25 protein-coding genes and 1 riboswitch are annotated in these 25,221 nt (G+C 42.3%); of the genes, 17 read left to right on the forward strand and 8 right to left on the reverse strand.

The features are described from left to right. Positions 1 to 59: 59 nt before the first annotated feature. Together FOF60_RS05560 and FOF60_RS05565 are read right to left on the reverse strand one after the other, a co-directional pair. Positions 60 to 1,361, reverse strand: a complete 1,302-nt coding sequence (locus FOF60_RS05560; RefSeq protein WP_192472815.1) for an NCS2 family permease — start codon at positions 1,359 to 1,361, stop codon at positions 60 to 62. A 540-nt stretch (positions 1,362 to 1,901) separates the two neighbouring features. After that, on the reverse strand, positions 1,902 to 3,728 hold the full coding sequence (locus FOF60_RS05565) for a beta/alpha barrel domain-containing protein (RefSeq protein WP_192472816.1): 1,827 nt from the start codon (positions 3,726 to 3,728) through the stop codon (positions 1,902 to 1,904). Positions 3,729 to 3,875: 147 nt separating this feature from the next. On the opposite strand from FOF60_RS05565, the gene FOF60_RS05570 reads away from it, so the two are divergent. The 4 genes from FOF60_RS05570 (at position 3,876) to FOF60_RS05585 (ending at position 6,385) form a co-directional block, all read left to right on the forward strand. Next, the gene (locus FOF60_RS05570; protein ID WP_192472817.1) at positions 3,876 to 4,058 is read left to right on the forward strand and encodes an H-type small acid-soluble spore protein; all 183 of its coding nucleotides are present in this window, start codon (positions 3,876 to 3,878) and stop codon (positions 4,056 to 4,058) included. 155 nt (positions 4,059 to 4,213) lie between these two features. Next, entirely contained in the window at positions 4,214 to 4,597 is a 384-nt protein-coding gene (locus FOF60_RS05575) for a DUF302 domain-containing protein (RefSeq protein WP_192472818.1), read from the forward strand. Positions 4,598 to 4,849: 252 nt separating this feature from the next. Beyond that, positions 4,850 to 5,677 carry an aldo/keto reductase gene (locus tag FOF60_RS05580; RefSeq protein ID WP_192472819.1) on the forward strand — a complete coding sequence of 276 codons (828 nt, stop codon included), beginning with the start codon at positions 4,850 to 4,852 and terminating at the stop codon, positions 5,675 to 5,677. Positions 5,678 to 6,130: 453 nt separating this feature from the next. Next, a complete protein-coding gene (locus tag FOF60_RS05585; protein ID WP_192472868.1) occupies positions 6,131 to 6,385 on the forward strand; it encodes a GlsB/YeaQ/YmgE family stress response membrane protein in 255 nt (84 codons plus the stop codon). A 60-nt stretch (positions 6,386 to 6,445) separates the two neighbouring features. Here FOF60_RS05585 and FOF60_RS05590 read toward each other — a convergent pair whose 3' ends face one another. Then, complete coding sequence (locus FOF60_RS05590; protein ID WP_192472820.1) at positions 6,446 to 7,366, reverse strand: RluA family pseudouridine synthase; 921 nt, start codon at positions 7,364 to 7,366, stop codon at positions 6,446 to 6,448. 189 nt (positions 7,367 to 7,555) lie between these two features. On the opposite strand from FOF60_RS05590, the gene FOF60_RS05595 reads away from it, so the two are divergent. Further along, positions 7,556 to 7,954: a YhcU family protein gene (locus tag FOF60_RS05595; protein WP_192472821.1), complete on the forward strand. Its 399-nt coding sequence runs from the start codon at positions 7,556 to 7,558 to the stop codon at positions 7,952 to 7,954. Positions 7,955 to 8,008: 54 nt separating this feature from the next. Here FOF60_RS05595 and FOF60_RS05600 read toward each other — a convergent pair whose 3' ends face one another. After that, a complete protein-coding gene (locus FOF60_RS05600) occupies positions 8,009 to 8,479 on the reverse strand; it encodes a thioredoxin family protein (RefSeq protein WP_192472822.1) in 471 nt (156 codons plus the stop codon). A 1-nt stretch (position 8,480) separates the two neighbouring features. After that, the gene (locus FOF60_RS05605; RefSeq protein ID WP_192472823.1) at positions 8,481 to 8,918 is read right to left on the reverse strand and encodes a disulfide oxidoreductase; all 438 of its coding nucleotides are present in this window, start codon (positions 8,916 to 8,918) and stop codon (positions 8,481 to 8,483) included. A 279-nt stretch (positions 8,919 to 9,197) separates the two neighbouring features. Here FOF60_RS05605 and FOF60_RS05610 point away from each other — a divergent pair, with 279 nt between their 5' ends. The 3 genes from FOF60_RS05610 (at position 9,198) to FOF60_RS05620 (ending at position 13,962) form a co-directional block, all read left to right on the forward strand. Then, positions 9,198 to 10,736 carry a bifunctional GNAT family N-acetyltransferase/carbon-nitrogen hydrolase family protein gene (locus FOF60_RS05610; protein ID WP_192472824.1) on the forward strand — a complete coding sequence of 513 codons (1,539 nt, stop codon included), beginning with the start codon at positions 9,198 to 9,200 and terminating at the stop codon, positions 10,734 to 10,736. A 721-nt stretch (positions 10,737 to 11,457) separates the two neighbouring features. After that, positions 11,458 to 13,203 carry a phospho-sugar mutase gene (locus FOF60_RS05615; RefSeq protein WP_192472825.1) on the forward strand — a complete coding sequence of 582 codons (1,746 nt, stop codon included), beginning with the start codon at positions 11,458 to 11,460 and terminating at the stop codon, positions 13,201 to 13,203. 36 nt (positions 13,204 to 13,239) lie between these two features. Next, positions 13,240 to 13,962, forward strand: coding sequence for an SDR family oxidoreductase (locus FOF60_RS05620; RefSeq protein ID WP_192472826.1), 723 nt, complete (start codon positions 13,240 to 13,242; stop codon positions 13,960 to 13,962). 115 nt (positions 13,963 to 14,077) lie between these two features. Here FOF60_RS05620 and FOF60_RS05625 read toward each other — a convergent pair whose 3' ends face one another. Continuing rightward, positions 14,078 to 14,332 (reverse strand): YhdB family protein, encoded by a 255-nt coding sequence (locus FOF60_RS05625; RefSeq protein WP_041966370.1) that lies wholly within the window; start codon positions 14,330 to 14,332, stop codon positions 14,078 to 14,080. A gap of 190 nt (positions 14,333 to 14,522) precedes the next feature. On the opposite strand from FOF60_RS05625, the gene FOF60_RS05630 reads away from it, so the two are divergent. The 3 genes from FOF60_RS05630 to FOF60_RS05640 all read left to right on the forward strand — a co-directional run bounded on the left by FOF60_RS05630 (position 14,523) and on the right by FOF60_RS05640 (position 17,409). Beyond that, positions 14,523 to 14,846, forward strand: coding sequence for a DUF3889 domain-containing protein (locus tag FOF60_RS05630; protein WP_192472827.1), 324 nt, complete (start codon positions 14,523 to 14,525; stop codon positions 14,844 to 14,846). A gap of 68 nt (positions 14,847 to 14,914) precedes the next feature. Then, positions 14,915 to 16,324, forward strand: a complete 1,410-nt coding sequence (locus FOF60_RS05635; protein ID WP_192472828.1) for a SpoVR family protein — start codon at positions 14,915 to 14,917, stop codon at positions 16,322 to 16,324. A 161-nt stretch (positions 16,325 to 16,485) separates the two neighbouring features. Beyond that, positions 16,486 to 17,409 carry a cation diffusion facilitator family transporter gene (locus tag FOF60_RS05640; protein ID WP_192472829.1) on the forward strand — a complete coding sequence of 308 codons (924 nt, stop codon included), beginning with the start codon at positions 16,486 to 16,488 and terminating at the stop codon, positions 17,407 to 17,409. Between the two features lie 61 nt (positions 17,410 to 17,470). Here FOF60_RS05640 and FOF60_RS05645 read toward each other — a convergent pair whose 3' ends face one another. Next, the gene (locus FOF60_RS05645; RefSeq protein WP_192472869.1) at positions 17,471 to 17,761 is read right to left on the reverse strand and encodes an ArsR/SmtB family transcription factor; all 291 of its coding nucleotides are present in this window, start codon (positions 17,759 to 17,761) and stop codon (positions 17,471 to 17,473) included. A 262-nt stretch (positions 17,762 to 18,023) separates the two neighbouring features. Between FOF60_RS05645 and FOF60_RS05650 the strand changes: the two genes are divergently transcribed. Further along, entirely contained in the window at positions 18,024 to 18,392 is a 369-nt protein-coding gene (locus FOF60_RS05650) for a YidH family protein (RefSeq protein WP_192472830.1), read from the forward strand. Between the two features lie 149 nt (positions 18,393 to 18,541). On the opposite strand, the gene FOF60_RS05655 is transcribed toward FOF60_RS05650, so the two are convergent. Then, a complete protein-coding gene (locus FOF60_RS05655; RefSeq protein ID WP_192472831.1) occupies positions 18,542 to 19,159 on the reverse strand; it encodes a DUF3939 domain-containing protein in 618 nt (205 codons plus the stop codon). Between the two features lie 438 nt (positions 19,160 to 19,597). Between FOF60_RS05655 and FOF60_RS05660 the strand changes: the two genes are divergently transcribed. The 5 genes from FOF60_RS05660 (at position 19,598) to FOF60_RS05680 (ending at position 25,150) form a co-directional block, all read left to right on the forward strand. Next, positions 19,598 to 21,952 carry a sensor domain-containing protein gene (locus FOF60_RS05660; RefSeq protein ID WP_192472832.1) on the forward strand — a complete coding sequence of 785 codons (2,355 nt, stop codon included), beginning with the start codon at positions 19,598 to 19,600 and terminating at the stop codon, positions 21,950 to 21,952. A gap of 44 nt (positions 21,953 to 21,996) precedes the next feature. After that, positions 21,997 to 22,094, forward strand: a riboswitch (guanidine-I (ykkC/yxkD leader). Positions 22,095 to 22,168: 74 nt separating this feature from the next. Continuing rightward, a complete protein-coding gene (gene sugE / locus FOF60_RS05665; protein ID WP_192472833.1) occupies positions 22,169 to 22,492 on the forward strand; it encodes a quaternary ammonium compound efflux SMR transporter SugE in 324 nt (107 codons plus the stop codon). Between the two features lie 122 nt (positions 22,493 to 22,614). Continuing rightward, entirely contained in the window at positions 22,615 to 22,962 is a 348-nt protein-coding gene (locus tag FOF60_RS05670; RefSeq protein WP_192472834.1) for a PadR family transcriptional regulator, read from the forward strand. Continuing rightward, the gene (locus FOF60_RS05675) at positions 22,943 to 23,584 is read left to right on the forward strand and encodes an HAAS signaling domain-containing protein (RefSeq protein WP_192472835.1); all 642 of its coding nucleotides are present in this window, start codon (positions 22,943 to 22,945) and stop codon (positions 23,582 to 23,584) included. The genes FOF60_RS05670 and FOF60_RS05675 overlap by 20 nt, the downstream gene beginning before the upstream one ends. Before the next feature lie 102 nt (positions 23,585 to 23,686). After that, the gene (locus FOF60_RS05680) at positions 23,687 to 25,150 is read left to right on the forward strand and encodes a DUF4153 domain-containing protein (RefSeq protein ID WP_192472836.1); all 1,464 of its coding nucleotides are present in this window, start codon (positions 23,687 to 23,689) and stop codon (positions 25,148 to 25,150) included. Positions 25,151 to 25,221: the final 71 nt, after the last annotated feature.

Raw genomic sequence — 25,221 nt, forward strand, 5'->3', positions numbered from 1 at the left:
ATCAATCGTTAAGATAAAAAAAGAACCCGCATCGGCAGGTTCGGTAGTGTATCAAAATCTTAGTGTGGCAGGAATGCCAACTGGTAAAAGAACAGCACTGCAAAAACGTAAAGCAGCGGGTGGACATCACGCCATTGTCCTTTTACAACTTTGAGTAAAGGATAGGAAATGAATCCAAGCGCGATTCCAGTTGCAATGCTTGATGTTAACGGCATGCTTAGGATGATTAGGAATGCAGGGAAGGCTTCATCAAGTTCGTCCCAGCTGATTTGAGAGATGCTTCCCATCATCAGGCTGCCGACAATGATCAGTGCTGGAGCAGTAATAGCTGACAAACCGGAAACTGCGCTTACAAGCGGTCCAAAGAAAGCAGCAGCGATGAACAAACCAGCAACCGTCAGCGAAGTAAGTCCGGTACGTCCTCCCGCAGCAACACCTGAGGATGATTCAATGTAAGCCGTCGTCGGGCTTGTTCCGAACATAGCACCAGCTGCAGTCGCGATCGAGTCAGACAGCAATGCTTCTCTTGCGCGAGGCATAGAATTTCCTTTCATCAATCCTGCCTGGTGGGCTACACCGATCATTGTGCCGGTAGTATCAAAAATCGTCACCAGGATAAAAGAGAAGACGACAGCGTATAAGCTGTTCTGTATAACATCCATCAACGCTGTCCACGGATTCAGGACAATCATACCTTCAGGCAGAGATGGCATCGACATAAAACCTTCCTTGAAATCCAGTTGGCCTGTGAAGAAGGCGATCAATGCAGTAACGACCATTCCCAGGAACAAAGCTCCATTCACTTTTAGCACCATTAAGATGAGTGTAACAGCAAGTCCAATTAATGCCAGAAGTGCAGATGGGGAATGCAAATCCCCAAGGCCGACCAGGTTTGACGGATGATCGGTAATGATTCCTGTAAGACGCAAACCGATAAAAGCAATGAAAAGGCCAATACCTGCCGTTATACCATGCTTTAAGTTGGCTGGAATTGCTTCGATCAATTTTTCGCGGAAAGGTGTCAGGGATAAGATCACAAATATTAAGCCCGCGATAAAAACAGCAGCGAACGCAGTCTCATATGTTATGTTCTGGTTATTGCCGACAACAGAATAGGCAAAGTAAGCATTCAGCCCCATACCCGGAGCGATTGCGATTGGATAATTAGCAAATAAGGCCATCCAAAGCGTTCCAATCACCGCAGCGATGATTGTCGCAGTAAACACTTGTTCAAAGGGAACACCGGCATCAGCGAGAATAATAGGGTTGACCACGACGATATAAACCATTGTGAAAAAAGTCGTTAAGCCGGCCATCATTTCTGTTTTTATATTCGTGTTGTTCTCTTTTAATTTAAACATGAGTTCCTCCAAAATACGAACGATTTTTAAACACAATAAATATAATATTCGTTTTTAAGTAGATTTACAAGGGGGAATTTAAAGAAAATCAATTATTTGCAGTCAGGGAGGTTGTAACCCTTATGCATGTATTAGATTCCCCTAAAAGGGAGAATTGATTAAATAGATATCCTTATGCAAGGCATCGGGCTGCTATAAGGTAACAATCAAGAGGTAAACGTACCCTTATGCGAGGGATCGGGCTGCTATAAGGTAACATTTAAGAGGCAAACGTGCCTTAGGCAAGACATCGGGCTGCTATAAGGTAACAATCAAGAGGTAAACGTGCCCTTATTAGACGATTTCCCTCTACGTAAGTGTACTGTTCGACCATACCGATCGCCTTAGGCACCGATATTTTTCCCCATAAGGATACCGATCAAAGCGAGAAGTTATATAATGCTGTTTCCATAATAGAGAGAGAACATTCGAAACGTAATGCGCGTAAAAAAAAGACTGCAGATATAAGCCTTTTCCAGCGTTCGTCTGCAGTCTTAAATGTCATATCTGTTTAAAGTAATCTTTCGTCAGCACCAAGCCTCCAATATACAACGCTAGTGCAAAATAAGCAGGCAGCAGGTGGATAAAATCAATATAACCGATATAGAAATGTGTGAAAATTCCTGCCGCAAACGCTGGAATCCCACCAATCATGAAGGTTCTCCATACCCAGGCAGAACCTTCGTGGAATCCCCAAAGTGAGAGCGTTAGAACCAGCAGGCCAACACTGAAGAGTGCACTGCCAAAGCCTGCGCGGTCATGGGCAATGACGGGAATCAGTTTTTCATTCAGTGCGTTCAATTGCTCGGGAGTCATGCAAATATATTTCAGGTCGGTATCGACAAAGACAGATGTTACGCCAATTGTTGATATCACAACCCCACCGAGCACAAACGAGAACCCAAGGATGACAAACAGAAGCTGTCCATACACTGCTTTTTTCCAGGAAGGTGTGTTTTCGCGATTTTTGGAAGCGGGCGACTGATTTGCTTTGCGTGTCTTTACGAACCCGGTGATGTAAAAAGGAAGCAGAATGAGCCAAAACAATCCGTGCAGCCAGTCAAAATAACCAAATCCCAGGAATAGCAAAATCCCAAGGAATCCGGTAATCGCCCCGATATTAAAGGCTCTTCTTGCCCAGTGCAGTCCGTAGCGAATTCCGTGCCGGGCCAGCTGCATATAAATGTACCCGCCTGATATCATCGTTCCGGCCAGCGTCATCCGGTCATGTGACATGAATTTATAAAGATTTGGGTTATAGGCCATCAATTCAAGCCTGGTCATTTGCATGAATGCTTCATCATAAAAGAGAATTACCTTCGTGAAACTGAAGAATAAGACCGCCGATCCTCCAAGCAGGATAAACAGCCCGAACAGCCAGTACCAGATCCAGCCTGGAAGTATTTTTTGCCCGGCTCCCTGTTCGTCCATGAGCGCCTCGTTGATTCTTTTTGGCAAACCAGGTCCTGATGCGACATAGCCTCCGGACAGGAAGACCAGCCCCGCGCCGGCTTCAAACAGAGCGAGCGCATCAGCAGGCTGGGCAACTCCTCCGGAAGTGATGACAGGTATATCAATTTCGTTTTTTATTAAGTTTAAAGCATGAACCATACCGTCTGACTGTTGGAGTGGCAAGACCTGTTTGCCGCCCCTTAAAATACGGTCTTCTTCAATCATGAATCCGTCCGCAAATTGGCTTGCTGATTTGAGCTTTAAAAGATTGTCAGCTACCATCGAATGCCTGATTGCTAAAAGGACGGGCTTGCTTTCAAGAACCGTTTTTATATATGTTAGGTCATCGATGCTTTCGATTGAATCAATTTCAATTATGAAGACATCGCCAGCATCCTTTAAATGCTCAGCAATGATTAGCGGTTCCTCGAGCCGAACCAGGATAGGCACTGTCCTTGAACTTGAATTTGTTAATTTTTTTTTAGCTGCAATAAGACCTATCGTTTCGGCACGTTCAGGCAGGACCAAGGCATCCTGTTTTTTTGGAAGACATGCTGCTGAGTCTGGGTCTCTCGAAAATTTGGTGATTGGACCAACTTCAATGGCACCAAAGCCAAGATTCGGGAAAGCTTTGATCCCTGATAATCTCGGGTCAATCTTCCCGCTTAACCCAACCGGACTATCGAAATGAAGCCCAAAAAGGTTTCGTGACAATTTTTCCGACGGAGACATATGCCCAAGAAATTCTATGAATGGCCTGCCACCGGGTAGCTGTGAAAGGAGGGACATCCCGCGATGAATGAATTCCCGTCCTGCGTTCCCGGGCAAAATAGACAGCCATGGTTTAAATAATGGATGATAAGACCAATCCGGCATAGTAACCTCCAGAATTTATGGCATTACTCTTATTCTATCGTACCTTATCCATTCTGTGGCAAGTAGCCTTTATAATTTTTAAGTACGAATAAAAAGAAAAGCTTCAAGCTAAAATAGGGGAGAAAAAATGATTGCGGAGGTAACAATATGGATTTGAATCGTATAAAACAAATACTGTCATCGTCTGCGGAAATAGATGTCACATACAACGGTGCATCTGTGTGGATTGACCATTTAAATGAAGATGGACGTACGGCCACTGTCCACCTGCGCGGCCCGCTGGAAGAAAGGACAACCGTCGAAATTACTGAGCTGCAAGAAAGATCTTAAGCATTTTCCCATTATAAAGACTATATGACCGTAGACCGCCGGAATGCAAAATAGTGTACGGCGGTTTTTCTCTATGGCACAATATTTATAATACCTATAGTGGTTTATCTGCTGTAAAAGAGAGGTATTTTTTAAAATCGAAAGGAGAGATGAAAATGTTCCATCATACAATCGAAGTGGACAAGTCAATGAATGAAGCAGTATCTGCACTTGAGGCAAGCTTGAAAGAGGAGAAATTTGGTGTCCTTTGGTCCCTTAATATGAAGGAGACACTGGCGGGAAAAGGTGTGGAACTTGACGGTGACTATATCATCCTTGAAGTATGCAATCCGCATGAAGCGAAAAGAGTACTTGAAAAGAATCCTATCGTAAGCTATTTTCTCCCTTGTAAAATTGTGGTTTATAAAGAGAACGGAACGACCAAGGTCGGTCTTCCAAAGCCAACTGAATTGATTAAATTTGTAGAAAATGATGACCTGCAAGCTATTGCGGCAGACATTGAAAAAAGGTTAATCGGAGCAATTAACAATATAAAGTAATTTTAAACGACTGAAGTCCGGGAAGTCTTTCCCGGGCTTTTTATGCGTCCTGAAAAAGGAGATAAGCCCATTTTAAAAAAAGGTATTGTCCGGCTGTTTAGGACAAATTTTTGCCGGGAACTAAAAAACTAATTCAAAAAAATTTCGGCCGTTGAGCCGTTTATATAGATTTAGCGGCTGTCAGGATGGCAGCCGTTTTGATTTGTCTTAATCTTTGCCGAGGGATAAAATGGACTAAAAAGGAGGCGGATCATGGTGAGCATTTTTGATATGCATACATTACATAACGGTGTGAAAATACCGGCTTTTGGCCTCGGTGTCTATAAGGTGGAGGAAGGAGAACAAATCGAGGAAACAATCCAGACAGCGCTTGATCTCGGATATCGGCTGATAGATACAGCTTCTTTTTACCAGAATGAAGAGGGTGTAGGAAGAGGGATCCGTAACAGCAGTATACCGAGGGAAGAATTATTTATCACAACGAAGGTCTGGAATTCTGAACAGGGGTATGATAATACGCTTAAAGCCTTTAATGAAAGCATGGAAAGGTTAGGGCTGGATTATTTGGATTTATATCTCGTCCACTGGCCAGTAAAAGGCAAATATCTGGACACATGGCGTGCTCTTGAGCAGCTGTACATGGAAGGCAGGGTGAAGGCAATTGGTGTCAGCAATTTTAAAATACACCACTTGCAGGACCTCCTAAGCCATTGCATAGAAAAGCCAGTAATCAATCAAGTGGAACTTCATCCACTGCTTTCGCAGGCCGAACTGCGAAAATTTTGTCAGGAAAATGACATCAAAGTAGAGGCTTGGTCTCCATTGTCCAGAGGAAGATTCCTTGATGATCCTGTGCTGGGGAAGATTGCGGAAAAGCACGCCAAGACTCCTGCTCAGGTTATTTTAAAATGGCATGTGCAAAATCAAATTATCCCAATTCCTAAATCAGTCACACCGTCAAGGCTAAAAGAAAATGCAGATATATTTGATTTTCAGCTGGATCAAAAAGAACTGGAAGAGATCAATGGGCTCAATAAGGACCAGCGTTTTGGCGCCGATCCAGACCATATTGATTTTTAAAGGAGCTAAATAAGCAGACACAAGCGAATCCTGTGAAATGAATATTCTTGGAAAAAACGGACTGAATTCCACTCAGTCCGTTTTTTATTTGTGAAAATGGATACATTAAAAGGAAAGAGAAAACTGCGTGCTGAAAGGTGTTGGAAGGTTATTTAAATCCCGGTAGGTTTTAAAATAATCTATGGGTGGTAATGTAGGTGTACAAGCAGAAAACAACACGATTCAACATCTTAGATCACTGCTTGTCCGACTGCAGAACAGCCTGGTTTAACATCACGGTAATTGAGGTAAGATAACATTAGAGCAAGCTGGTTAGCTCCCGGGAAGCAACTAAGATCAGCAAAGACTAATTTTACTTCGCTGCAGTTTGAACTCTTTAAAAGGGTGTAAAACCCCTTAGCACTATTACTACTTGTAAAATACATCTACTTTTTAAGGAGGAATAACATTATGATGAGTTTTCTTTGGGCATTAATTATTGGTGGTATTATTGGGTGGTTAGCAGGATTAATCTTGGGAAGAGATATTCCTGGCGGCATCATTGGTAACATCATCGCTGGTTTCGTAGGTGCTTGGATTGGACAAGCAATCTTAGGAAACTGGGGACCTGTAGTTGCTGACTTTGCGATTGTCCCGGCATTGATCGGTGCGATTGCATTGGTATTCATCGTCAGCCTTGTCATGAAAAGCATGCGTAAAGCTGACTAATAGCATTATGAAAAAATCCTTCCGATTTGGAAGGATTTTTTTTGTGAATTTATACAAATTTTAAATCTCATTAGGATCAATGTTAAAAAATATCGGCGGTTGGTCGATAAAAGGTGCGTGACATATTATTCTTTCTTGTGTGAACGGGTGGGTGAATTCCATTTTTACTGCATGCAGCGCTTGCCTGTGAAATGTATCGCTTCCGCTGTACAGGGTGTCCCCGGCAAGCGGGTGCCCAATTGAGCTGAAATGCACCCGGATCTGATGGGTCCTGCCGGTATCAAGTGAGCATTGAACCAGAGTAAGATTTTTATGTTTTATTTTATCTAATACTTTGAAGTGAGTGATGGCCTGCTGCCCTGTCTCAGATACTCTTCTTCTTGTTGGGTGATGCCGGTCCCGGCCGATTGGTTTATTAATTGTTCCTTTTTTCTGACTGATGATGCCGTCAGCCAAAGCCAAATAGGTTCTTTTAATTGCGCGCTCCTCCAGCATTTTATCTAGAATGGCTGTTATGAGCGGGTTTTTAGCGAAAAGCACGGCACCTGTTGTCTCGCGGTCAAGTCTGTGGATATGACGCGGCCGGGTAACTTCTCCATTTGACTCCGTATGGAAAGCAGCTGCATTCGCCAAAGTACCGCCTTGGCCGCTCACGTTTGGATGGGTATCCATTCCTGACGGTTTATTGAATATAATCAGGTGGTCGTCCTCATACAGGACATCAACATCCAAGTATTCAGGATGGACAGTCTGCTCTTCTTCAGTAAAAAGTTTCAAGCTTAAGCGGTCATTTTTTTTAAGGGGAGTTGTCCAATCGGGAACATGTCCGTTAATCAGGACGTTTTTTTCCATCCTTAAAAGATGGACCAATTTTTTTGGAGCTTTCCAAAAATCCTTGAAAAGTGTTTCAAGAGTGTGCTTTTCCCATTCAGCGGGAATGACAAGTTCACACCATTCGCCTTTTTTAGTTGTATGTATCATATTGATCTCCTGACTTCATTAATTTTTACTGAGTTGACGGTAAAAAACTTGTTTGCATTGAAGAAGGATCTGTCAACTTTTACCGCATGCATGGGCATAATTACCACCCAGTTAATTGGAATGAATATGTTATTCTAGGTATATATATTACGAATAGATTACAAAGGGTATAAAAAGGTGGGTCGATCATTGAAAATTGTATTTGCGTCTACACCCGGACAAGAAGAAAAAGTGCTAGAACTGGCAAGATATTTTTACACTGATATTTTTCCATTGTACTTTACGGATGAAGACATTCATGAATTCGAAAGGCTTGAAGTACTACATACGAGACCCGAACAGTTCGAGAGATTCAGTACACTTGGCGATGCATTCCAGGTGATCACAAGCATGCAGACATTGATCTCTATTTTGGAGTCTGGCCACATTCCTGAAAAATATCAGTCGATGTTCCGTAAAAATGTCCAGACATTGACAGACTACGGAATCTGTTTCCCGTTTAATTACAGTCAATTTTGTGATTCCAAGCATGTTCATCTAGATTATATCAGTACTTATACGAAAGCCGCCAACAAACTTTTGCTGTAAATTGATCAAAAAATAATGCAAATGAAAACGCCTGCGAATGCAGGCGTTTTCCATTTATTTTAAAGTGTTTTCATTGAACCAAGCTTCGAAAGTCGCTTCTTCCTGATAGCCAACGATTCGGTTAACTTCTTTTCCATTCTTGTATTGGACGATTGTTGGCGTGGATTCGATGCCGTAATCATTCCAGCCTTGTTCAAACTCCAAGAGGTTGTATTGAACCAGGTCAACTTTCATATCCTCTGCCAGAGGTGCAACAACCGGAGTGGTGCGAACGCAGTGAGGGCATGTCGGACTGTGGAAATAGACGGTGACATCCTCGCCGTTTTCAATTTTTTTCTCCAGTTCTTCAGGCAGGATGATATTTTGATAGTTGGGATCATTCAGTTGTTTGACGGTTTCTGGATGCAGTGTGTCCTTCCCGTAAGGATTTCCTTCAGCTTTTTCCTCATTTTGCGCCTTATTCAGGAAAAATAATGCTGCGAATAATGCAATGATAATTAATAGAAAAACAATGACCTTCTTCAATTTACGCTTCCTCCTTCGATTTCTTCCAGACCAGCAGGCTTAATGAGAAAATAATGATGAATGCAGTTAGTGCCAGGAATGGGATGGTTATAAAACCAAGCCAGTTGATATATTGGCCTGTACAAGGAACCCTTCCGCAAGTAACAGCATTGTCAGCCATGAATGGCACCTTTTGCAATGAATAGTGGTACAGCGATATCAATCCGCCGACAGCTGACATAATCATCGTATAAAAGGTAATCTTATAATCTTTTTTAACGACTGCAATCCCGAGTATCAACGCAAAAGGATACATCAGGATTCGCTGATACCAGCACAGGAGACAAGGCTCATACTGCCGGATTTCTGAGAAATACAGACTGCCGAACATGGCAACGATCGACGCAGCCCAGGCCGCAAATAAATACGACTCCCTTGAATCTTTTTTCGTCTCTTTCAAGCTAATCTCCCCTAAGCTAGATAATCTCTATTTAAACATTCTATATAAAAGAAACACTTATCTCTCATTACATCTTAAGGAATGTAATAAAATATTTCAATTAACATTATGTGAAATTATTTTTCCCAATACAAAGGGAGAAGCTAAATAAAGAGTTATAACCGATTAATTTAGGGTATAGGAATATGATGATGGTTTTGAGTCTTGTTTGTTTTTTACATACATAGTAAGCAAATGCTAATATAACGGTTTTTTATGACAGAAAGGATGCAGGATTATATGAGTGAATTGGATTTGTCCAAATTTGAAAAAAGAATGATCATCCGCAACACGAAGCAAGAGGATATTGATGAAATCATCAAGATGCAGAACAGCTGCTTTCCGGGAATGGACCCGTGGAAGCGGGACCAGCTTGAGAGCCATCTTGAAATTTTTCCTGAAGGCCAATTTGTCGCTGAATATGATGGGAAAGTAGTTGGCTCCTGTTCGAGCCTAATCATAAATTTTGATGAATACGATGATCGCCATAGCTGGGATGATGTCACAGATGAAGGCTATATTACGAACCATAACCCGGATGGATATAACCTATATGGAATAGAAGTCATGACCCATCCTGAATTCAGGAGGATGAAAGTTGGCTACCGTTTGTATGAGGCAAGGAAAGATCTCGCAAGGCAGATGAACTTGAAAAGTATCATTATTGGCGGTAGAATCCCAAATTACCACCTGCACGCGGAAGAAATGTCACCAAGAGAATATGTCCGGCAGGTTGCTTCACATAAAATCTATGATCCGGTTCTCTCATTCCAGCTGCGGAACGACTTCACTCTGATGAGGATCAATCCGAACTATTTGCCGGATGATCTCCAGTCGAATAAATACGCGACATTGATGGAGTGGAATAATGTCGACTATCAGCCAAAATCGAAAAGATTCTATAAGACCAGCAATCCTGTGCGGATATGCGTTGTCCAGTATATGATGAGACAAATCAAGTCATTTGAAGATTTGGCTCACCAGGTTGAATACTTTACGGATGTTGCATCAGATGCCGGTTCGGATTTTGCCGTGTTCCCGGAAATTTTCACGACACAGCTTATGTCATTCATGGATGAAAAATCACCCTCGCTCGCGGTGCGCAGGGTGACGGAATATACAGAACAGTACATCGAGCTGTTCACCGACCTGGCTGTCCGCTACAATGTCAACATCATCGGCGGCTCGCATTTGGTAAAAGAAGAAGATGATGAGATCTATAATATTTCTTATCTGTTCCGTCGCGATGGAACAATTGATAAGCAATACAAGCTGCATATCACGCCAAATGAGCGCAGATGGTGGGGCATCAGCCGGGGCGATGAATTGAAGGTGTTCGATACAGACTGCGGAAAAATCGCAATTCAAATTTGTTATGATATCGAATTTCCTGAACTTGCGAGGATCGCCACTGATATGGGAGCCAAAATCATTTTCACACCGTTTTGTACCGAAGATCGCCAAGGCTACCTGCGGGTTCGTTACTGTGCCCAGGCGAGAGCGGTCGAGAACCAAGTGTACACGGTCATTTCGGGTACGGTTGGCAACCTGCCGCAAACAGAAAACATGGATATCCAATATGCCCAGTCAGGGATATTTGCTCCATCTGATTTTGAATTCGCCAGGGATGGGATCGTCGGCGAAACGAACCCGAACATCGAAATGGTCATGATCGGTGATGTCGACCTGGAAATTCTCCGCCGCCAGCGCCAGGACGGCACAGTCCGTCAGTTGAAGGACCGGAGACACGACATTTACCGCATTCAGTACAAGAAGTAGGAAAAAGTGAAGCACCTGAGGAAAATCACTGAGTCCCAGGTGTTTTTTCTTTGCGGAAAGAGGCAAACAATAGAGCCTATTGGTGCCCTAAAAATCCAAAAACGAGAAAAAGAGGTCACCAACACTGCCTATTGATGTCCTAAAAATCCAAAATCCAGAAAAAGAGGTCACCAACACTGCCTATTGGTGCCCTAAAAATCCAAAAACCAGAAAAAGAGGTCACCAATAAAGCCTATTGGTGCCATAAAAATCCCAAAACCGGAAAAAGAGGTCACCAATAAAGCCCATTGGTGCCCTAAAAATCCAAAAACCAGAAAAAGAGGTCACCAATACGGGCCATTGGTGCCCTAAAAATCCAAAATCCAGAAAAGAGGTCACCAATACGGGCCATTGGTGCCCAAAAATCCAAAATCCAGAAAAAGAGGTCACCAATAGCGGCCATTGGTGCCCAAAAAATCCAAAATCCAGAAAAAGAGGTCACCAATACGGGCCATTGGTGCCCAAAAAATTCAAAATCCAGAAAAAGAGGTCACCAATAAAGCCCATTGGTGCCCTAAAAATCTCAAAACCATAAAAACGGGGCACCAATAGGACTCTAAAAATGAGTTTCAACACTGTTTCATGCTCCATCAAATAAATAAACAAAAATTATCAATAAAGCCCTATCTTGTTTTATAATTAGCTGTAAGATTCAAATCTTATTTTTTCGGGAGGTCATTCAATGGATTGGAAGAAGAAAGCCGACAAGTGGCTTGGTTTTACTGGATTGGATCCGGAACTGAAAGCCGAACTTGATTCATTAAAGGATAATGAGAAGCAATTAGAGGAAGTATTTTATAAAGATCTGGAATTCGGAACTGGCGGAATGCGCGGTGAAATCGGCGCGGGTACCAACCGAATGAACTTATATACTGTCCGCAAGGCATCTGCAGGCCTGGCAGCATACATAGAAAAGCAGGGAAATGAAGCGAAGCAGCGTGGCGTGGCAATTGCCTACGATTCCCGCCATAAGTCACCTGAATTCGCAATGGAAGCTGCAAAGACTTTGGCAACTCGCGGCATCCAGACATATGTTTTTGAAGAATTAAGACCAACACCGGAGCTTTCATTCGCAGTACGGCACTTGCATGCATACGCAGGAATCGTCATTACTGCGAGCCATAACCCGCCTGAGTATAATGGCTATAAAGTGTATGGCCCTGATGGCGGCCAGCTGCCTCCAGATAGTGCTGATGAAGTGATCACAAAGGTAAATGAGATTGAAAATGAACTTTCCATCGAGGTCATGGACGAGCATGAACTGAAGGAAAAAGGCTTGATCAAGATGATTGGGTCCGAAGTGGATCGCGCGTATCTTGAGAAGCTGATGTCAATTTCCGAAAATCCGACACTCTCGGATGAAGCCGATGTGAAAGTGGTTTTCACACCATTGCATGGCACTGCCAATATGCCTGTGCGCAATATCCTGACGAACCTGAAATACCAGAACGTCACGGTCGTGAAAGAGCAGGAGCTCCCGGATCCTGAGTTTTCAACAGTTAAGAGCCCGAATCCTGAAGAGCCTGCCGCATTTGAGCTTGCAATCCGTGAAGGGAAGAAAATCGATGCTGATGTACTCATTGCAACAGACCCTGATGCAGACAGGCTCGGTATCGCTGTAAAAGACCCGGATGGGGAATATGTTGTGCTGACAGGAAACCAGACAGGAGCCCTGCTGTTGCATTATATCCTGACGCAAAAACAGGAAAAGGTAACACTCCCAGCCAATGGAGCAGTGTTCAAGACAATCGTAACGTCCGAACTTGGGCGTAAAATCGCCTCTTCTTTCGGAGTCGAGACAATCGATGTCCTGACTGGCTTCAAGTTCATTGCTGAAAAGATCAAGCAATATGAAGACTCAGGGGAGTATAAGTTCCTGTTTGGCTATGAAGAAAGCTATGGATATTTAATCGGAGACTTTGCCCGTGATAAAGACGCAGTCCAGGCGGCGATGCTTGCTGTCGAGGTTTGCGCATACTATAAAAAGAAGGGCATGTCCTTGTACGAAGCTCTCCTCAGTGTTTATGAAGAATACGGTTATTATCAGGAAGGTCTGCGTTCCCTGACGCTAAAAGGAAAAGAGGGCGCAGAATTAATCCAGAAAACGCTCGGAGTATTCCGACAGGAACCTCTAAAACAGCTTGGTGAATTGAAAGTAACCACTGTGGAAGATTATTTAACAGGTGTAAGACTGAATGAAAACAACGAGGAAGAAAAAATCCAGCTTCCATCTTCTAATGTTATCAAATACTATCTTGAGGATGGTACATGGATGTGCCTTCGCCCGTCTGGAACGGAACCAAAGATCAAATTTTATTTTGGTGTGAACGACAACAGCCTGGCAGAAAGCAAGCAGAAACTCCAAAAAATCGAACAGGATTTCATGGAGGAAGTTGAAAAGAAAATGGAAGTTGCAAAAAACCAGTAATCACCTTAGAACTTCAGCAAGAAAGGAAGTAATCAAATGTTAAAAGAACAAGTCGCAATCGTCACGGGTGCATCAAGAGGAATTGGCAAGGAAATCGCCTTGAAATTGGCTGAGCAGGGAGTGAAGCTTGCAATCGCAGGCAGCTCAGAAGAAATCAATCAGACAGCAGATGAAATGAAACAGAAGGGTTTTTCAGATGTCATTGCCGTCCAGACCGATGTAAGCGATGAGCAGCAGGTGAAGAACCTTGTTGAAAAAACGGTGGAAGCTTTCGGCCAGGTTGACGTACTTGTCAATAATGCCGGAATCGGATTTTTCAAACTGGCAGAAGAAGTCACGGTTGATGAATGGAAAAAATTATTTGAAGTAAATGTACAAGGTGTATTCCTTGGCGCCAAAGCCGTACTTCCACATATGAAGGAACGTAAATCAGGCACCATCATCACAATTTCCTCTGATGTAGGCAGATACACGATTCCTAATGGAAGTGCTTATACAGCCTCAAAGTATGCAGTCCAGGGCTTCAGCGGGGCACTTGCCCAGGAAGTGAGGGAATATGGAATTCGTGTTGGAACCATCAATCCTGGGATGGTTGATACTTATTTTGCTGATTCAAAACAAGGACTTCCTGAAAAGCATGATTGGTTAAAGGTGGAGGACATTGCGAACGCAGTTGTCTACATGGCGTCAGCGCCTAAACATATGCTGATTGATGAAATCGTCATCCATCCGCTTGTACAGAATTACCCGATTGCCTGATCTAGCGGCGATTTAACACAGACCAAATAATTACCAGTAAAAATCAGCATAAAAAATAACAAACACGGCACCTTAATATAGGTGGCCGTGTTATTTTTTTGGTGGAATTCTCTTGTTAAATCGAGCCGGTTACAGCGGTTTCCAGGTAGTCATCGCCGGCGGCTTCATTTGCGTGGTCGATATATCTGAGCAGGGAATACAGGCGCTTTTCAATGACAGCATAATCTTTTTCAAAGTTGTAAGCGTGGAGAAAATGTTCGATCTTTTTTGCCAGGAACTGGTCCTCTGTCCTGACCATAAGGATAAGCAGGTTATCCCATTGGGATCGGTGCGTGTAATATAGAGCCCGATCGTAATCCGTTTTATTCATATCCAATCCTCCTTATGAGGAGTTGATAATATTATATGGAATTGGCGCCGTATCTTCCTCAGAAAATGTTGGACGACCCTGTTTACTGGGGTTTTCAAGTTTTACCTGTATATTAGTGCGTAAAAATGATCGGGTTTGACTACAATTCGATGTGGGAATCACAAAGCTGGTATGCAAAAAGGAGTGTACGATGAAAAAGTATGTTTTTTCAATGGCTGTATTGTTGATTTTGTTACTGGGAATTCAAAGAGTTGATATACATGCACAAAGACCGGATTATGAAAAATATGGCCGGATTGCAACTGCTGTAATCAAAGAGGAATATCCAGGAGAAGCTGTTCAGGGTTACAATTATAAGGGCAGAAAACAAATTGATGATCGCCAGGTACTCGACTCATTTCAATACAAGGTCAGGGTGGACGGAAAACCTGTTATTATGACGGTACAAGTCGCCCATGATTTAAAAAATGAAAGGTTGCTGAGTCTTACAGTTACTGAGCAGCACCAGCAGTAAAGTTTCTAACCTGTTCATCATTCTCCTTTTTTTCTCATACATTGTTGTAAGAGGTGAAAGGGGGAGAGATGGTGTCGGAAGATCAAAAGTCATTGGAATATGCTATTTCTGAAATTACCGAAATCGCTAAAGGGTTTGGGTTGGACTTTTATCCGATGAGGTATGAAATATGTCCTGCAGAAATCATCTATACATTTGGTGCCTATGGAATGCCAACAAGATTTTCCCATTGGAGCTTTGGGAAGCAGTTTCATAAAATGAAGCTTCATTATGATTTAGGCCTTTCAAAAATTTATGAGCTGGTTATCAATTCTAATCCATGTTATGCCTTTTTGTTAGATTCTAATTCGCTGATTCAGAACAAGTTAATCGTTGCCCACGTCCTTGCTCACTGTGATTTCTTCAAGAACAATGTCCGCTTTCAGAATACAAAGCGGGATATGGTTGAAAGTATGGCAGCAACAGCGGAGAGAATCCGTAAATATGAAATCGAGCATGGGAAACATGCGGTGGAGTCTTTCCTAGATGCGGTGCTAGCGATCGAAGAGCATATTGATCCATCGTTGATGAGGCCGAAGCTCGCGTGGTCGGTAGAAGATGATTTTGAGGACGAACCAACGACAATAGCGACTCCGTATGATGATCTTTGGGATCTTGAATCTAAAAAGACAGAATCAACAGACAAGGTTAAGAAGAAGAAATTCCCGCCGCGCCCAGAAAAGGATCTGTTATTATTCATTGAAAGCTATAGCCGCGAGCTGGAGGATTGGCAGCGGGATATCCTGACAATGATGCGTGAGGAAATGCTCTATTTTTGGCCACAGCTTGAAACGAAAATCATGAATGAAGGCTGGGCTTCTTACTGGCATCAACGGATTCTCAGGGAAATGGACCTGACAAGCGGCGAAGCAATCGAGTTTGCAAAATTGAATGCCGGAGTCGTGCAGCCATCAAAGACGGGCATCAATCCCTATTATTTAGGGATCAAAATTTTTGAAGATATCGAGGAGCGCTACAATAATCCTACTGAGGAAATGAAACGGCGAGGAGTAAAGCCGGGTTCAGGCCGTGAAAAAATGTTCGAAGTCCGCGAAATCGAATCGGATATTTCATTTTTACGCAATTACTTGACGAAGGATCTGGTCATGCGTGAAGATATGTACCTTTTCCAAAAACAAGGACGTGAATATAAAGTCGTCGATAAAGCGTGGGAACAGGTTCGCGACCAGCTTGTCAGCATGAGAGTCAATGGAGGATTTCCGTATTTGACTGTAACAGACGGCGATTATCTGAAGAATGGAGAGCTGTATATCACGCACAGCTTTGAGGGAATTGAGCTCGACATTAAATATCTTGAAAAAGTACTCCCATATATCCATCAGCTGTGGGGCCGGAAATGCCATATTGAAACTATGGTCGAAAGCAGGGCAATGCTATACACCTATGATGGAAAAGGGATTCATCGCAAATATTTATAATAAGAAAACCGCTGATTTCCAGCGGTTTTTAATTTTTTTTGTGTAAAAACTATAATAATAAGGTATTTAAAATAGACAAGCTTTTTGTTGAACCATTTTCACAAGTGAGTCATAATTATATATATGAGCATATATTCATATATAGAAAAGGAGGTTCACATATGGGACATAATCATTCGCATGGCCACAGCCACAGTCACGGTCACGGTCATACAAACAATAAAAAGGCTTTATTCTGGGCTTTTCTCCTAATCGCGACTTTCATGGTTGTTGAGGTGGTTGGCGGAGTAATCACAAACAGCCTTGCTTTGCTTTCAGACGCGGGCCATATGCTGAGCGATGCAGCAGCACTTGGTTTGAGCTTGTTTGCGATGAAGCTTGGCGAAAGAAAGGCCACACAATCCAAGACGTATGGCTATAAAAGATTCGAGATCATCGCAGCAGCTTTAAACGGTCTTACCTTAATTATCATTTCAATTTATATATTTGTTGAAGCATATCATCGTTTTACAGATCCTCCGCAAGTTCAAAGCATGGGAATGCTGGCGATTTCCGTTATTGGGCTGATTGTCAATATCATTGCAGCGTGGATTTTGATGAGTGGAGATAAAGATGAAAACTTGAATGTAAGAAGCGCTTTCCTTCACGTGTTGGGAGACATGCTTGGCTCGGTTGGGGCAATCACAGCAGCATTGCTGATATACTTCTTTGATTGGGGACTTGCAGATCCCATCGCGAGCGTGGCAGTTGCCATTCTTATCATCATAAGCGGCTGGAGAGTGACGAAGGAGAGCTTTCATGTATTGATGGAAGGCACACCTGAGCAGATTGAAGTGAAGGAAGTGAAAGATGAAATAATGAAGATTCCTGAAGTGAAGGATGTGCACGATGTCCACATCTGGTCGATTACTTCAGGCGTCCTGATGCTTAGCGGACATATTGCCGTCAAAGGGGAAGGAGCGCATGACAGAGTGCTTCACAAAGCCCAGAAGCTGTTGCATGACCGCTTTGGGATTGATCACAGTACACTTCAGGTAGAAGGGGAGGAACACGGATGCCCATGCGCCCATGGACCTTGCAATTGATATACAGTATCGGGACATAAATCTAAAAAACATGCCAGCCAATCTATTGATGGTCATCCCATCAATGATGGCTGGCATGTTCTATGCTTTGCTTTAACAGGTCGATGACATGTTCGTCATCATGCGTGTAATAGAGTGAAGTACCCTCTCTCCTGAATTTGACAAGTCGGAGGTTCTTTAAAAAGCGCAGCTGATGTGAAACGGTGGATTGCAACAAGTTGAGCTTTTCAGCTATTTCATTAACCGAATGTTCCCCCTGCAACAGCAGATGAAGGATCCTGAGCCGCGTCGGATCTGAAAGGGCCTTGAAGGTCTGGGAAACCATAAATAATGTTTCCTCATCCAAATCCATTTCAGGCGTGTTCTTTTTGTTTTCTTCCAAGTTAATCAGCCTCCTCCTTCTATTATACCTTATGAAAGAAAAATCACGGGTGTATAGAGTCCATCAGCGTCTGAACGAGAATTCCAACCTCTAAACATTAAGATGATTACTATTCCTGTTGAGGTGGAAATATAAAACATGCAAAAAGTGATGGTGGATGAGCAAATGAAAAGGAATCCATCAGACCAGGATGAAAAAATACAGTTAATAGAGACAGGGAGCAGGTGAAGAGGTGGACGAGAACAATACACATGAATCAAAATATATCCAGCAGCACCTTGCAAATGAGCGTACATACCTTGCCTGGGTCCGGACTTCGATCGCCATAATCGGGATTGGTTTTTTGGCATCAAGTTTGCATTTTAATAATATCAGGTCTGTAAGCCAGGCTGCAGACACGATTGCTGTTTTTGTTAGCATTTTTTCTTTGTTGATTGGTTTGATCATTCTGTTCTTTGCGACCACACATTATTTCTCGGTAAGAAAAAATATCAACAAGCAAACATTTGAATCAGCCAGTAACCTGATAAAAATTTCTACAGGGATCATTTTTTTGATCTTTCTGTTACTCGGCATTTATTTAATCAGCATTTTATTTTAAATAGCTTTATTGCCATTTTGACTTGGTCCCTCGTGGACCGTATCCTCCTTATGAGGTGCTTGCGAACTAGGGGAATCTTTAAGATCATCAGCGGAAAACCAGGCAGGGCATCGATACCCTCAATTGCCGATGCTGTTTTGCTCTGGTTTTTAATGTGTTATGAGACCATCGTAATTGGTGATATATAGCTCAATCTCCGGCTGAGTATCGAGGCAGTGGGCATTCAACAGCTGATAATAGTTCACTCTGTGCAGCGGGTCATATGGAAGCATAGGGTATTCCTTGTGCTCTTTAACATAAAGATCTACTGCCTTTTGGACTTTATCAATCGTTGTTGCTAGATCCTTTTCATCCTCAGTGAAAATATCGTATGTTTCCTTGGACATATAAAAGTTTCGTGATGGAATTCCTTTCAGGATGGGGACAAGTTGTTCTATATCGATCCGGTTATCCTCCTTGACGAGAATGGTTCGGTAAACGCCTTTAGGCAGATGCTCTGAATACGTGCGTACTGCTTTTTTTATCTCGTCAACGCTTGCTTCAATGATTGGCCATGTGGTTTCCTCAGACTTTTTTTCCACCGTGGCATACAAAGTAATAAATTGGACCAATCCTGCAGCAGAACCCAAAATAGTTACATACGGAAATAAATTGAATATGACGTCCAACAGGCTACCGATGATTGGCCAGACGAATGCAGATGCAACCTTAATGGCTGTTTCAGAAAATAAGCGGTTGCTACTGCCCCTTTCTTTCTCTCTTTGCATCTTAATCCCTCCTTTCCAAGGCAGAAAATGCCATTATTGCACAATAACCCCTTAACCAGTCGCCATATATGTGTCAAGTCTTATAAACAGACTGGACTTAAGATAATGTTGGTTTTGCCGATATAAAAGTAAGAGTCTGTGCTTTTGTGCTATGTGGGGAAGAGTTCAACCAGGTGCAAGGATTGGGATGGGATAAAAAAGCGGATCACTTTCTACTTATATTATATTAAATTCTCTTCATGATTGGTATTGGTTGGTTTTGAATATTATGAAAATAACCTTCGAAACCAGTCAATTATATTGTTGGATATTGTATAATATTTAGAAAGCTTCCATCTTTTCTTCGAAAATTGGCATTCGAACTCACTGGCAAGTATTATCTATACCAGAACCGCTAGTCCATGAAAGCAAATAAACCAGACAGAAACGAGGGGCAGGATGGATATTCCCCATATGTACATATTTGACTTGAATAATATAGCATTGACCGTCGTTTTTTTAATCATTTCTTCCATAATGGCAGTTGAATTCAGCAGGCAGATCAAAAAGACGGTTGAGAGAAAAAGACGAAAAATGGTCCTGTATTCACTTCTTTTGGCTCTCACATTCTTGCTGACACATATATTTGTGATTATTTCTGCAGGCGTTCCATTTTCGACCAGCAATTTTTATTTGTTTTTCCTCATTTTTTATGGCATTTGCGGTATTGGATCATACTCAGCTTTGAGTCTGGCGCAAAGGGATATTGCGAATACTGCTCAGTACGTATTCACTAGTCTATTAATCGCTGTCAGCATCATGGCGGCTGAATATACGGCATTTTATATAATCTTCAGGGAAGCAATCAAGATACATCCAATTTTATCCGTTTTGTCATTTTTGATGATATTGGTCACTTCATTTTCGCTCATCAGGTTTTTGATGCAGATTACGAACGAGGATATTTATGAGTTTGTAAAAAAGTATAAGTATACAGGCAGTGTCCTTGGAGGTATGGCAATGGGAGGTATCCCATATATCGTCCTGACTTCGATGATGGACGTTACAGATGGAAGCGGCATACATTCTTACCTGGCGCCGTTCGCTTATATGGCCATGGCAAATTTATTATTCATGCTCGTACCGGATCTTTTTGGCGAAAAATTGATCATGAAGAACGTCCAGTCTCATTTATCCTTGTTCACCCATAACCCTGACTCTGTATTCAGGGTCGACTTGCAAGGTTATATTTTAAATGTCAATAAAGAGGCAGTTGAGCTGACAGGCTATATGGCTAATGAATTAGCTGGCCTCCATTTCATCGATTTGATCGGGGGCAGCGAGGAAGAAAAGAAAATAAGGAAATATTTCATGAAAGTGCTCAGCGGTGAGACGAAATTGATTGAAACCACTCTGAAAAGAGCGGATTCAACTTATGCCGACGTGAGAATCACAGCGGTAAGAATCATCGTTAAAAATACAACAGTTGGTGTCTTCGGAATAGTCAGGGACATAACAGAACAGAAAAAGGCAGACAAAATGATTGAGTATCTGGCCTATCATGACGAACTGACTAATTTGCCTAACAGACGGAATTTAGAGAAAGTCATGGCAGCGCTTATTAAGGATGAAGGGTTTTCCTTGATCTATCTAGATTTTGACCGTTTTAAAAGAATCAATGATACATTTGGGCATTCATTTGGTGATAAGATTTTGGTAGAGATCGGCAGGAAGCTTTCAGAAGTTGTCCCGGAGGAATGCCTTGTAGCAAGAATAGGCGGTGATGAATTCGCGATTCTTGTAACTGGAGGTAATAAGCCAGACGGGGTTGCCACTAAGATTGTGCAGGCATTCCAGAGTCCGCTTTTTGCGGAGGGAATGGAATTCCTGATCACGGCTAGTATTGGGATCTCAAGGTATCCAGAAGATACGGATAGTCTTGAATTATTGCTGAAGTTTGCTGATATGGCGATGTATAAAGCAAAAGAAAACGGTGCGAACCACTTTCAGTTTTTTGACCAAAGCATGGTGGACCATAACCTGAATAAGTTTGAACTTGAGAATGAATTACGGAGCGCGATAAATAGTGATTCTCTCACGGTTTTTTACCAGCCTAAGTACAATGCAGCAACAAATGAAATTACAGGGGCTGAAGCACTGGCAAGGTGGAAGCATGCACGCCATGGAATGATTCCTCCAGGTGTGTTCATCCCGATTGCTGAGGAAGCGAATTTGATCGTCCCTCTCGAGAGATTGATCATCAGAAAAGTATTCAGCCAGCTTGTGCAATGGAAGGGACAGGGTTATGAGGTTCCCCGCACTTCGATTAATATCTCGATCATCCATTTTTACCAGGAGGATTTCGTGAAATTCATGAGGCACACACTTAAAGAATATGGGCTTTATGGTGAATTGATCGAAATCGAAGTAACGGAAAGTATCATGATTAAGAAGGAAGACAGCATCAACGCACAGCTCCAGGCTTTAAGGGAAATTGGTATTGAGGTCAGCATTGATGATTTCGGCACGGGATACAGTTCATTGAGTTATTTAAGCAAGCTTTCGGTCGATCGTTTGAAAATTGACCAGAGCTTCATTTCACACTCCCAGGAAAACCGCGAAATCATTTCAACAATCGTCTCTATGGCAACGAATCTAAAGTTAAAGGTAATTGCCGAGGGAGTAGAAACGGAGTCACAGATTGACCTGCTAAAATCATTAGGCTGCCAGGAAGTACAGGGATACTTCTACTCACCGCCATTGCCATCCAATGAATATGAAGTGATGATGAACAGGGAGCTTCAGGAAACCTGACGGGTGTTTTGACTGGCTACGTTGATTATGTTATTATTCATTTATGAAAAGTCCTCTAGGGTTCCGCAGCTTTGCTGGACTGGTCCGAGAGAGGGCGCACAGGAAATGCCTGTGTACACGGAGGGATAAAAACCCGGGAGATATCCATTGATATCTTCCGGGTTTTTTTATTCCAGCCCAGCGCTTGCGCTAATAATGAAAGGAGAGTTAACACATATGGCTTGGTTATATTTAGTTATTGCCGGTATATTTGAAATTGTTTGGGCGATTGGCCTGAAGTATACAGAAGGTTTCACCAAAGCAGTCCCATCAGTGATTACACTTGCAGGAATGGCCATAAGCTTTTATTTCTTGTCCATGGCAATTAAAACATTGCCAATTGGTACTGCATATGCCATCTGGACTGGAATTGGAGCTGCAGGGGCAGTTATACTCGGGATTGTCCTGTTTGGAGAGCCGCGCAACTTCATGAGACTAATGTTCGTTGCCTTCATTCTGGTTGGTATCATCGGCCTGAAAGCAACATCCGGAAGCAATTAATTATATTCAGGAAGCAGACTGGCAGAAAAGTGCAGTCTGCTTTTTTGAAATTTAATTTGAAATTTCCACCAATATATATTATGATGCCGATAGGTACCTTTTATTACTAGGTAGGTGATAGGATGTTTAATCGCGAACTTTTAAAAGGGAGCACATCACTTGTGCTGCTCCAGTTGTTGAATGAACGGGATATGTATGGTTACGAGCTAGTGAAAGAATTGGATAAGCGCAGTGACCACAGTCTGCAGGTAAAAGAAGGCACCCTTTATCCAGCATTGCATAAACTCGAAAAGCAGGAATACATTGAATTTTACTGGCAGGAGCAGGAAAAAGGCCCGGCAAGGAAGTATTACCGGATTACTGATGAAGGCAAAGAGGTTCTTATTGAGAAAACGGAAGAGTGGCAGCAGTTCGTCAATGTCATGAACAAAGTGATCAGGAGACCGAAAAATGATCCAGTTAAAGACTGAATTTCTCGACGAGCTTGGCAGGCATTTAGGGAAGCATACGGACAAAGAACAGATTTTAGCTGAATATGACATCCATATCACAGAAATGCTTGAAGAGTTTAACGGCAATGAAAGAGGAGAGTCGGATATTAAATCTGAAATTTATTCTAGATTGGGGACTCCAGGAGAAATTGCAGAAAGCTGGAAAGAAGAACTGTCAACGACCCCAGTGAAAACTCAATGGGTTTTTATATTGGCAAACCTGATATTCTTCGTTGGCGGCACGATTCTGACCCTGGTACATAATCTATTTGATTTCCCTCTTATTGACATGGCCTGGAAAAGTCTGACATCGATATCAGCTGTGATCATTTTGCTTTACCTCTTCTTTTGGGCACTGCTTGGGTATGAAATTGGCAAGGGTTTTGGCCATAAGGGACGAAGATTGATGAAAAAAACGTTTATCCTGTCCATCCTGCCGAATATTATCCTTATGAACCTGACGTTGTTCAAGCTGATCCCGCATGACTGGTTCCAGCCGCTGCTGAGCCCGGCATTCATTTTTATTTGTATTCTTTTCACAGCGCTATTGTATCCAATATGTTGGGTTGGATATAGATGGGGGAAAAAAGCTTCCATCTAATTTTTTTAGTAAAGTACATAGAAATTCTATGTATATAGAATTAAAGGGTAATATTTTTTTGAATATATACCTAGTTATTCTAGGTGAAGGGAGAGAGTGAAAGTGGAAAATAAACTAAAAAAAGGTGACTGGAAGTTTTTCCTTATATGTCTTGCTCTTGGAATCCTGGCTGAAAGGTCTTTCTTACATGGGAAAATTGGCTTGTCCTATCCTGTATTTATAACTGTATTTTATGGTGTATTTTTCTGGAGATACCGGTCCTACTCTTTTACAAATAAAAAGCTTGGACTTTTAATAATTGCTTCAATATGGCTCCTATCAGCCAGCTTTTTTCTCCATTCAAATATGATTTTATATGTATTGAACATCCTGGTGATACCAGTCATGATTCTCATACAACTTGTACTTGTTACTTATCCGCTTGCTAATCAATGGCACAGGTGGCCGTTTCTCAAAAAGCTCGTTTTGACAGTAGGAGCTGCCATTGCCTATGTGTATAGATTTTTGATCCATGGCATTAAGTTTTCTGTGAGAGGGCTTGAAGAGAGCAAGAGTGCAACAATCCGAAAAGTATTGATTGGCGTGGCTATTTCCTTGCCGTTACTGTTTGTGATTGTCAACCTGCTCGTCTCTGCCGACCAACAGTTTGGCAACCTTATAGGCGCATTCCCACGCTGGCTTCTCGGGCTGAAGATAGAGGAGGAGGTGTTGCGGACAATCGCAATCTCCATTTACACACTGGGTATTTTTGGATTATTGCAGGTGTTAAGGGCTAAGCAGCAGCTGCCTGCTGAAATTCCGAAGCAGAAAGACAAGATGGCCTGGGATATTGTGATCAGCCTGACAGTGCTCACTTTATTGAATATCGTTTACTTTCTTTTCGTAGTTGTACAATTCCAGTATTTTTTCAGTGAAACCTTGAAAGAAGGCTATACGTATGCCGAATTTGCGCGCAGAGGATTCTTTGAGCTTCTTTTTGTGACTATGTTGAATTTGTTGATCATTTCTACTATTGTTTCGTACGTTGATAAAGCTTCCAGGTTTATGACGCTGGCTATTCGTGCACTTCTTTCCTTGCTCGTTATATTCAGCGGAGTGATGCTGTATTCAGCTTTTATACGCCTGTTCATGTATGAAGAGGCTTATGGGTTTACCTTTGCCAGGGTTCTGGCTCATTCTTTCATGATCTTCCTGCTAGTGGTGTTATGCTATTCCTTCATGAGAATATGGATGGATCGGCTCTCGCTTGTACGCTTTTATATCTTATCCGCCATCATTTTTTACACATTGGTCAATACGGTCCAGCTTGACACTTTCGTCGTTGAGCGCAATATCGAGCGTTATTCAGAAACCGGAAAAATAGATATTTACTATCTAAACTCACTGTCTTATGAAGGAGTGGAGGGATTGGTGGAGCTATATAAGCTTAATCCAGACCACCCGGGTCTGTCAGACTTGTTGCTGCAGAGGAGGCAGGAATTCCTAGATTCAGAAGAAAGCTGGAATACGATAAATATGTCCAGAAGAAGCGCTGAAAAAGCGTTAATGGATCTGGAGATGCAGTAACAATGAAAATATGGCGAAAATGAAAACAAAGACCGGCTTTGTTACCAGTTTTGTAACATATCGAAGTGAAT

Origin of the sequence: Mesobacillus jeotgali (assembly GCF_014856545.2) — a bacterium.
Lineage (GTDB): Bacteria > Bacillota > Bacilli > Bacillales > Cytobacillaceae > Mesobacillus.

What these genes read in the sequence shown, in the direction of transcription:
- FOF60_RS05560 (WP_192472815.1), bottom strand. Translation starts at nt 1,361, where the DNA reads ATGTTTAAATTAAAAGAGAACAACACGAATATAAAAACAGAAATGATG.
- FOF60_RS05565 (WP_192472816.1), bottom strand. Translation starts at nt 3,728, where the DNA reads ATGCCGGATTGGTCTTATCATCCATTATTTAAACCATGGCTGTCTATT.
- FOF60_RS05570 (WP_192472817.1), top strand. Translation starts at nt 3,876, where the DNA reads ATGGATTTGAATCGTATAAAACAAATACTGTCATCGTCTGCGGAAATA.
- FOF60_RS05575 (WP_192472818.1), top strand. Translation starts at nt 4,214, where the DNA reads ATGTTCCATCATACAATCGAAGTGGACAAGTCAATGAATGAAGCAGTA.
- FOF60_RS05580 (WP_192472819.1), top strand. Translation starts at nt 4,850, where the DNA reads ATGGTGAGCATTTTTGATATGCATACATTACATAACGGTGTGAAAATA.
- FOF60_RS05585 (WP_192472868.1), top strand. Translation starts at nt 6,131, where the DNA reads ATGAGTTTTCTTTGGGCATTAATTATTGGTGGTATTATTGGGTGGTTA.
- FOF60_RS05590 (WP_192472820.1), bottom strand. Translation starts at nt 7,366, where the DNA reads ATGATACATACAACTAAAAAAGGCGAATGGTGTGAACTTGTCATTCCC.
- FOF60_RS05610 (WP_192472824.1), top strand. Translation starts at nt 9,198, where the DNA reads ATGAGTGAATTGGATTTGTCCAAATTTGAAAAAAGAATGATCATCCGC.
- FOF60_RS05615 (WP_192472825.1), top strand. Translation starts at nt 11,458, where the DNA reads ATGGATTGGAAGAAGAAAGCCGACAAGTGGCTTGGTTTTACTGGATTG.
- FOF60_RS05620 (WP_192472826.1), top strand. Translation starts at nt 13,240, where the DNA reads ATGTTAAAAGAACAAGTCGCAATCGTCACGGGTGCATCAAGAGGAATT.
- FOF60_RS05625 (WP_041966370.1), bottom strand. Translation starts at nt 14,332, where the DNA reads ATGAATAAAACGGATTACGATCGGGCTCTATATTACACGCACCGATCC.
- FOF60_RS05630 (WP_192472827.1), top strand. Translation starts at nt 14,523, where the DNA reads ATGAAAAAGTATGTTTTTTCAATGGCTGTATTGTTGATTTTGTTACTG.
- FOF60_RS05635 (WP_192472828.1), top strand. Translation starts at nt 14,915, where the DNA reads ATGGTGTCGGAAGATCAAAAGTCATTGGAATATGCTATTTCTGAAATT.
- FOF60_RS05640 (WP_192472829.1), top strand. Translation starts at nt 16,486, where the DNA reads ATGGGACATAATCATTCGCATGGCCACAGCCACAGTCACGGTCACGGT.
- FOF60_RS05645 (WP_192472869.1), bottom strand. Translation starts at nt 17,761, where the DNA reads ATGGATTTGGATGAGGAAACATTATTTATGGTTTCCCAGACCTTCAAG.
- FOF60_RS05655 (WP_192472831.1), bottom strand. Translation starts at nt 19,159, where the DNA reads ATGCAAAGAGAGAAAGAAAGGGGCAGTAGCAACCGCTTATTTTCTGAA.
- FOF60_RS05660 (WP_192472832.1), top strand. Translation starts at nt 19,598, where the DNA reads ATGGATATTCCCCATATGTACATATTTGACTTGAATAATATAGCATTG.
- sugE (WP_192472833.1), top strand. Translation starts at nt 22,169, where the DNA reads ATGGCTTGGTTATATTTAGTTATTGCCGGTATATTTGAAATTGTTTGG.
- FOF60_RS05670 (WP_192472834.1), top strand. Translation starts at nt 22,615, where the DNA reads ATGTTTAATCGCGAACTTTTAAAAGGGAGCACATCACTTGTGCTGCTC.
- FOF60_RS05675 (WP_192472835.1), top strand. Translation starts at nt 22,943, where the DNA reads ATGATCCAGTTAAAGACTGAATTTCTCGACGAGCTTGGCAGGCATTTA.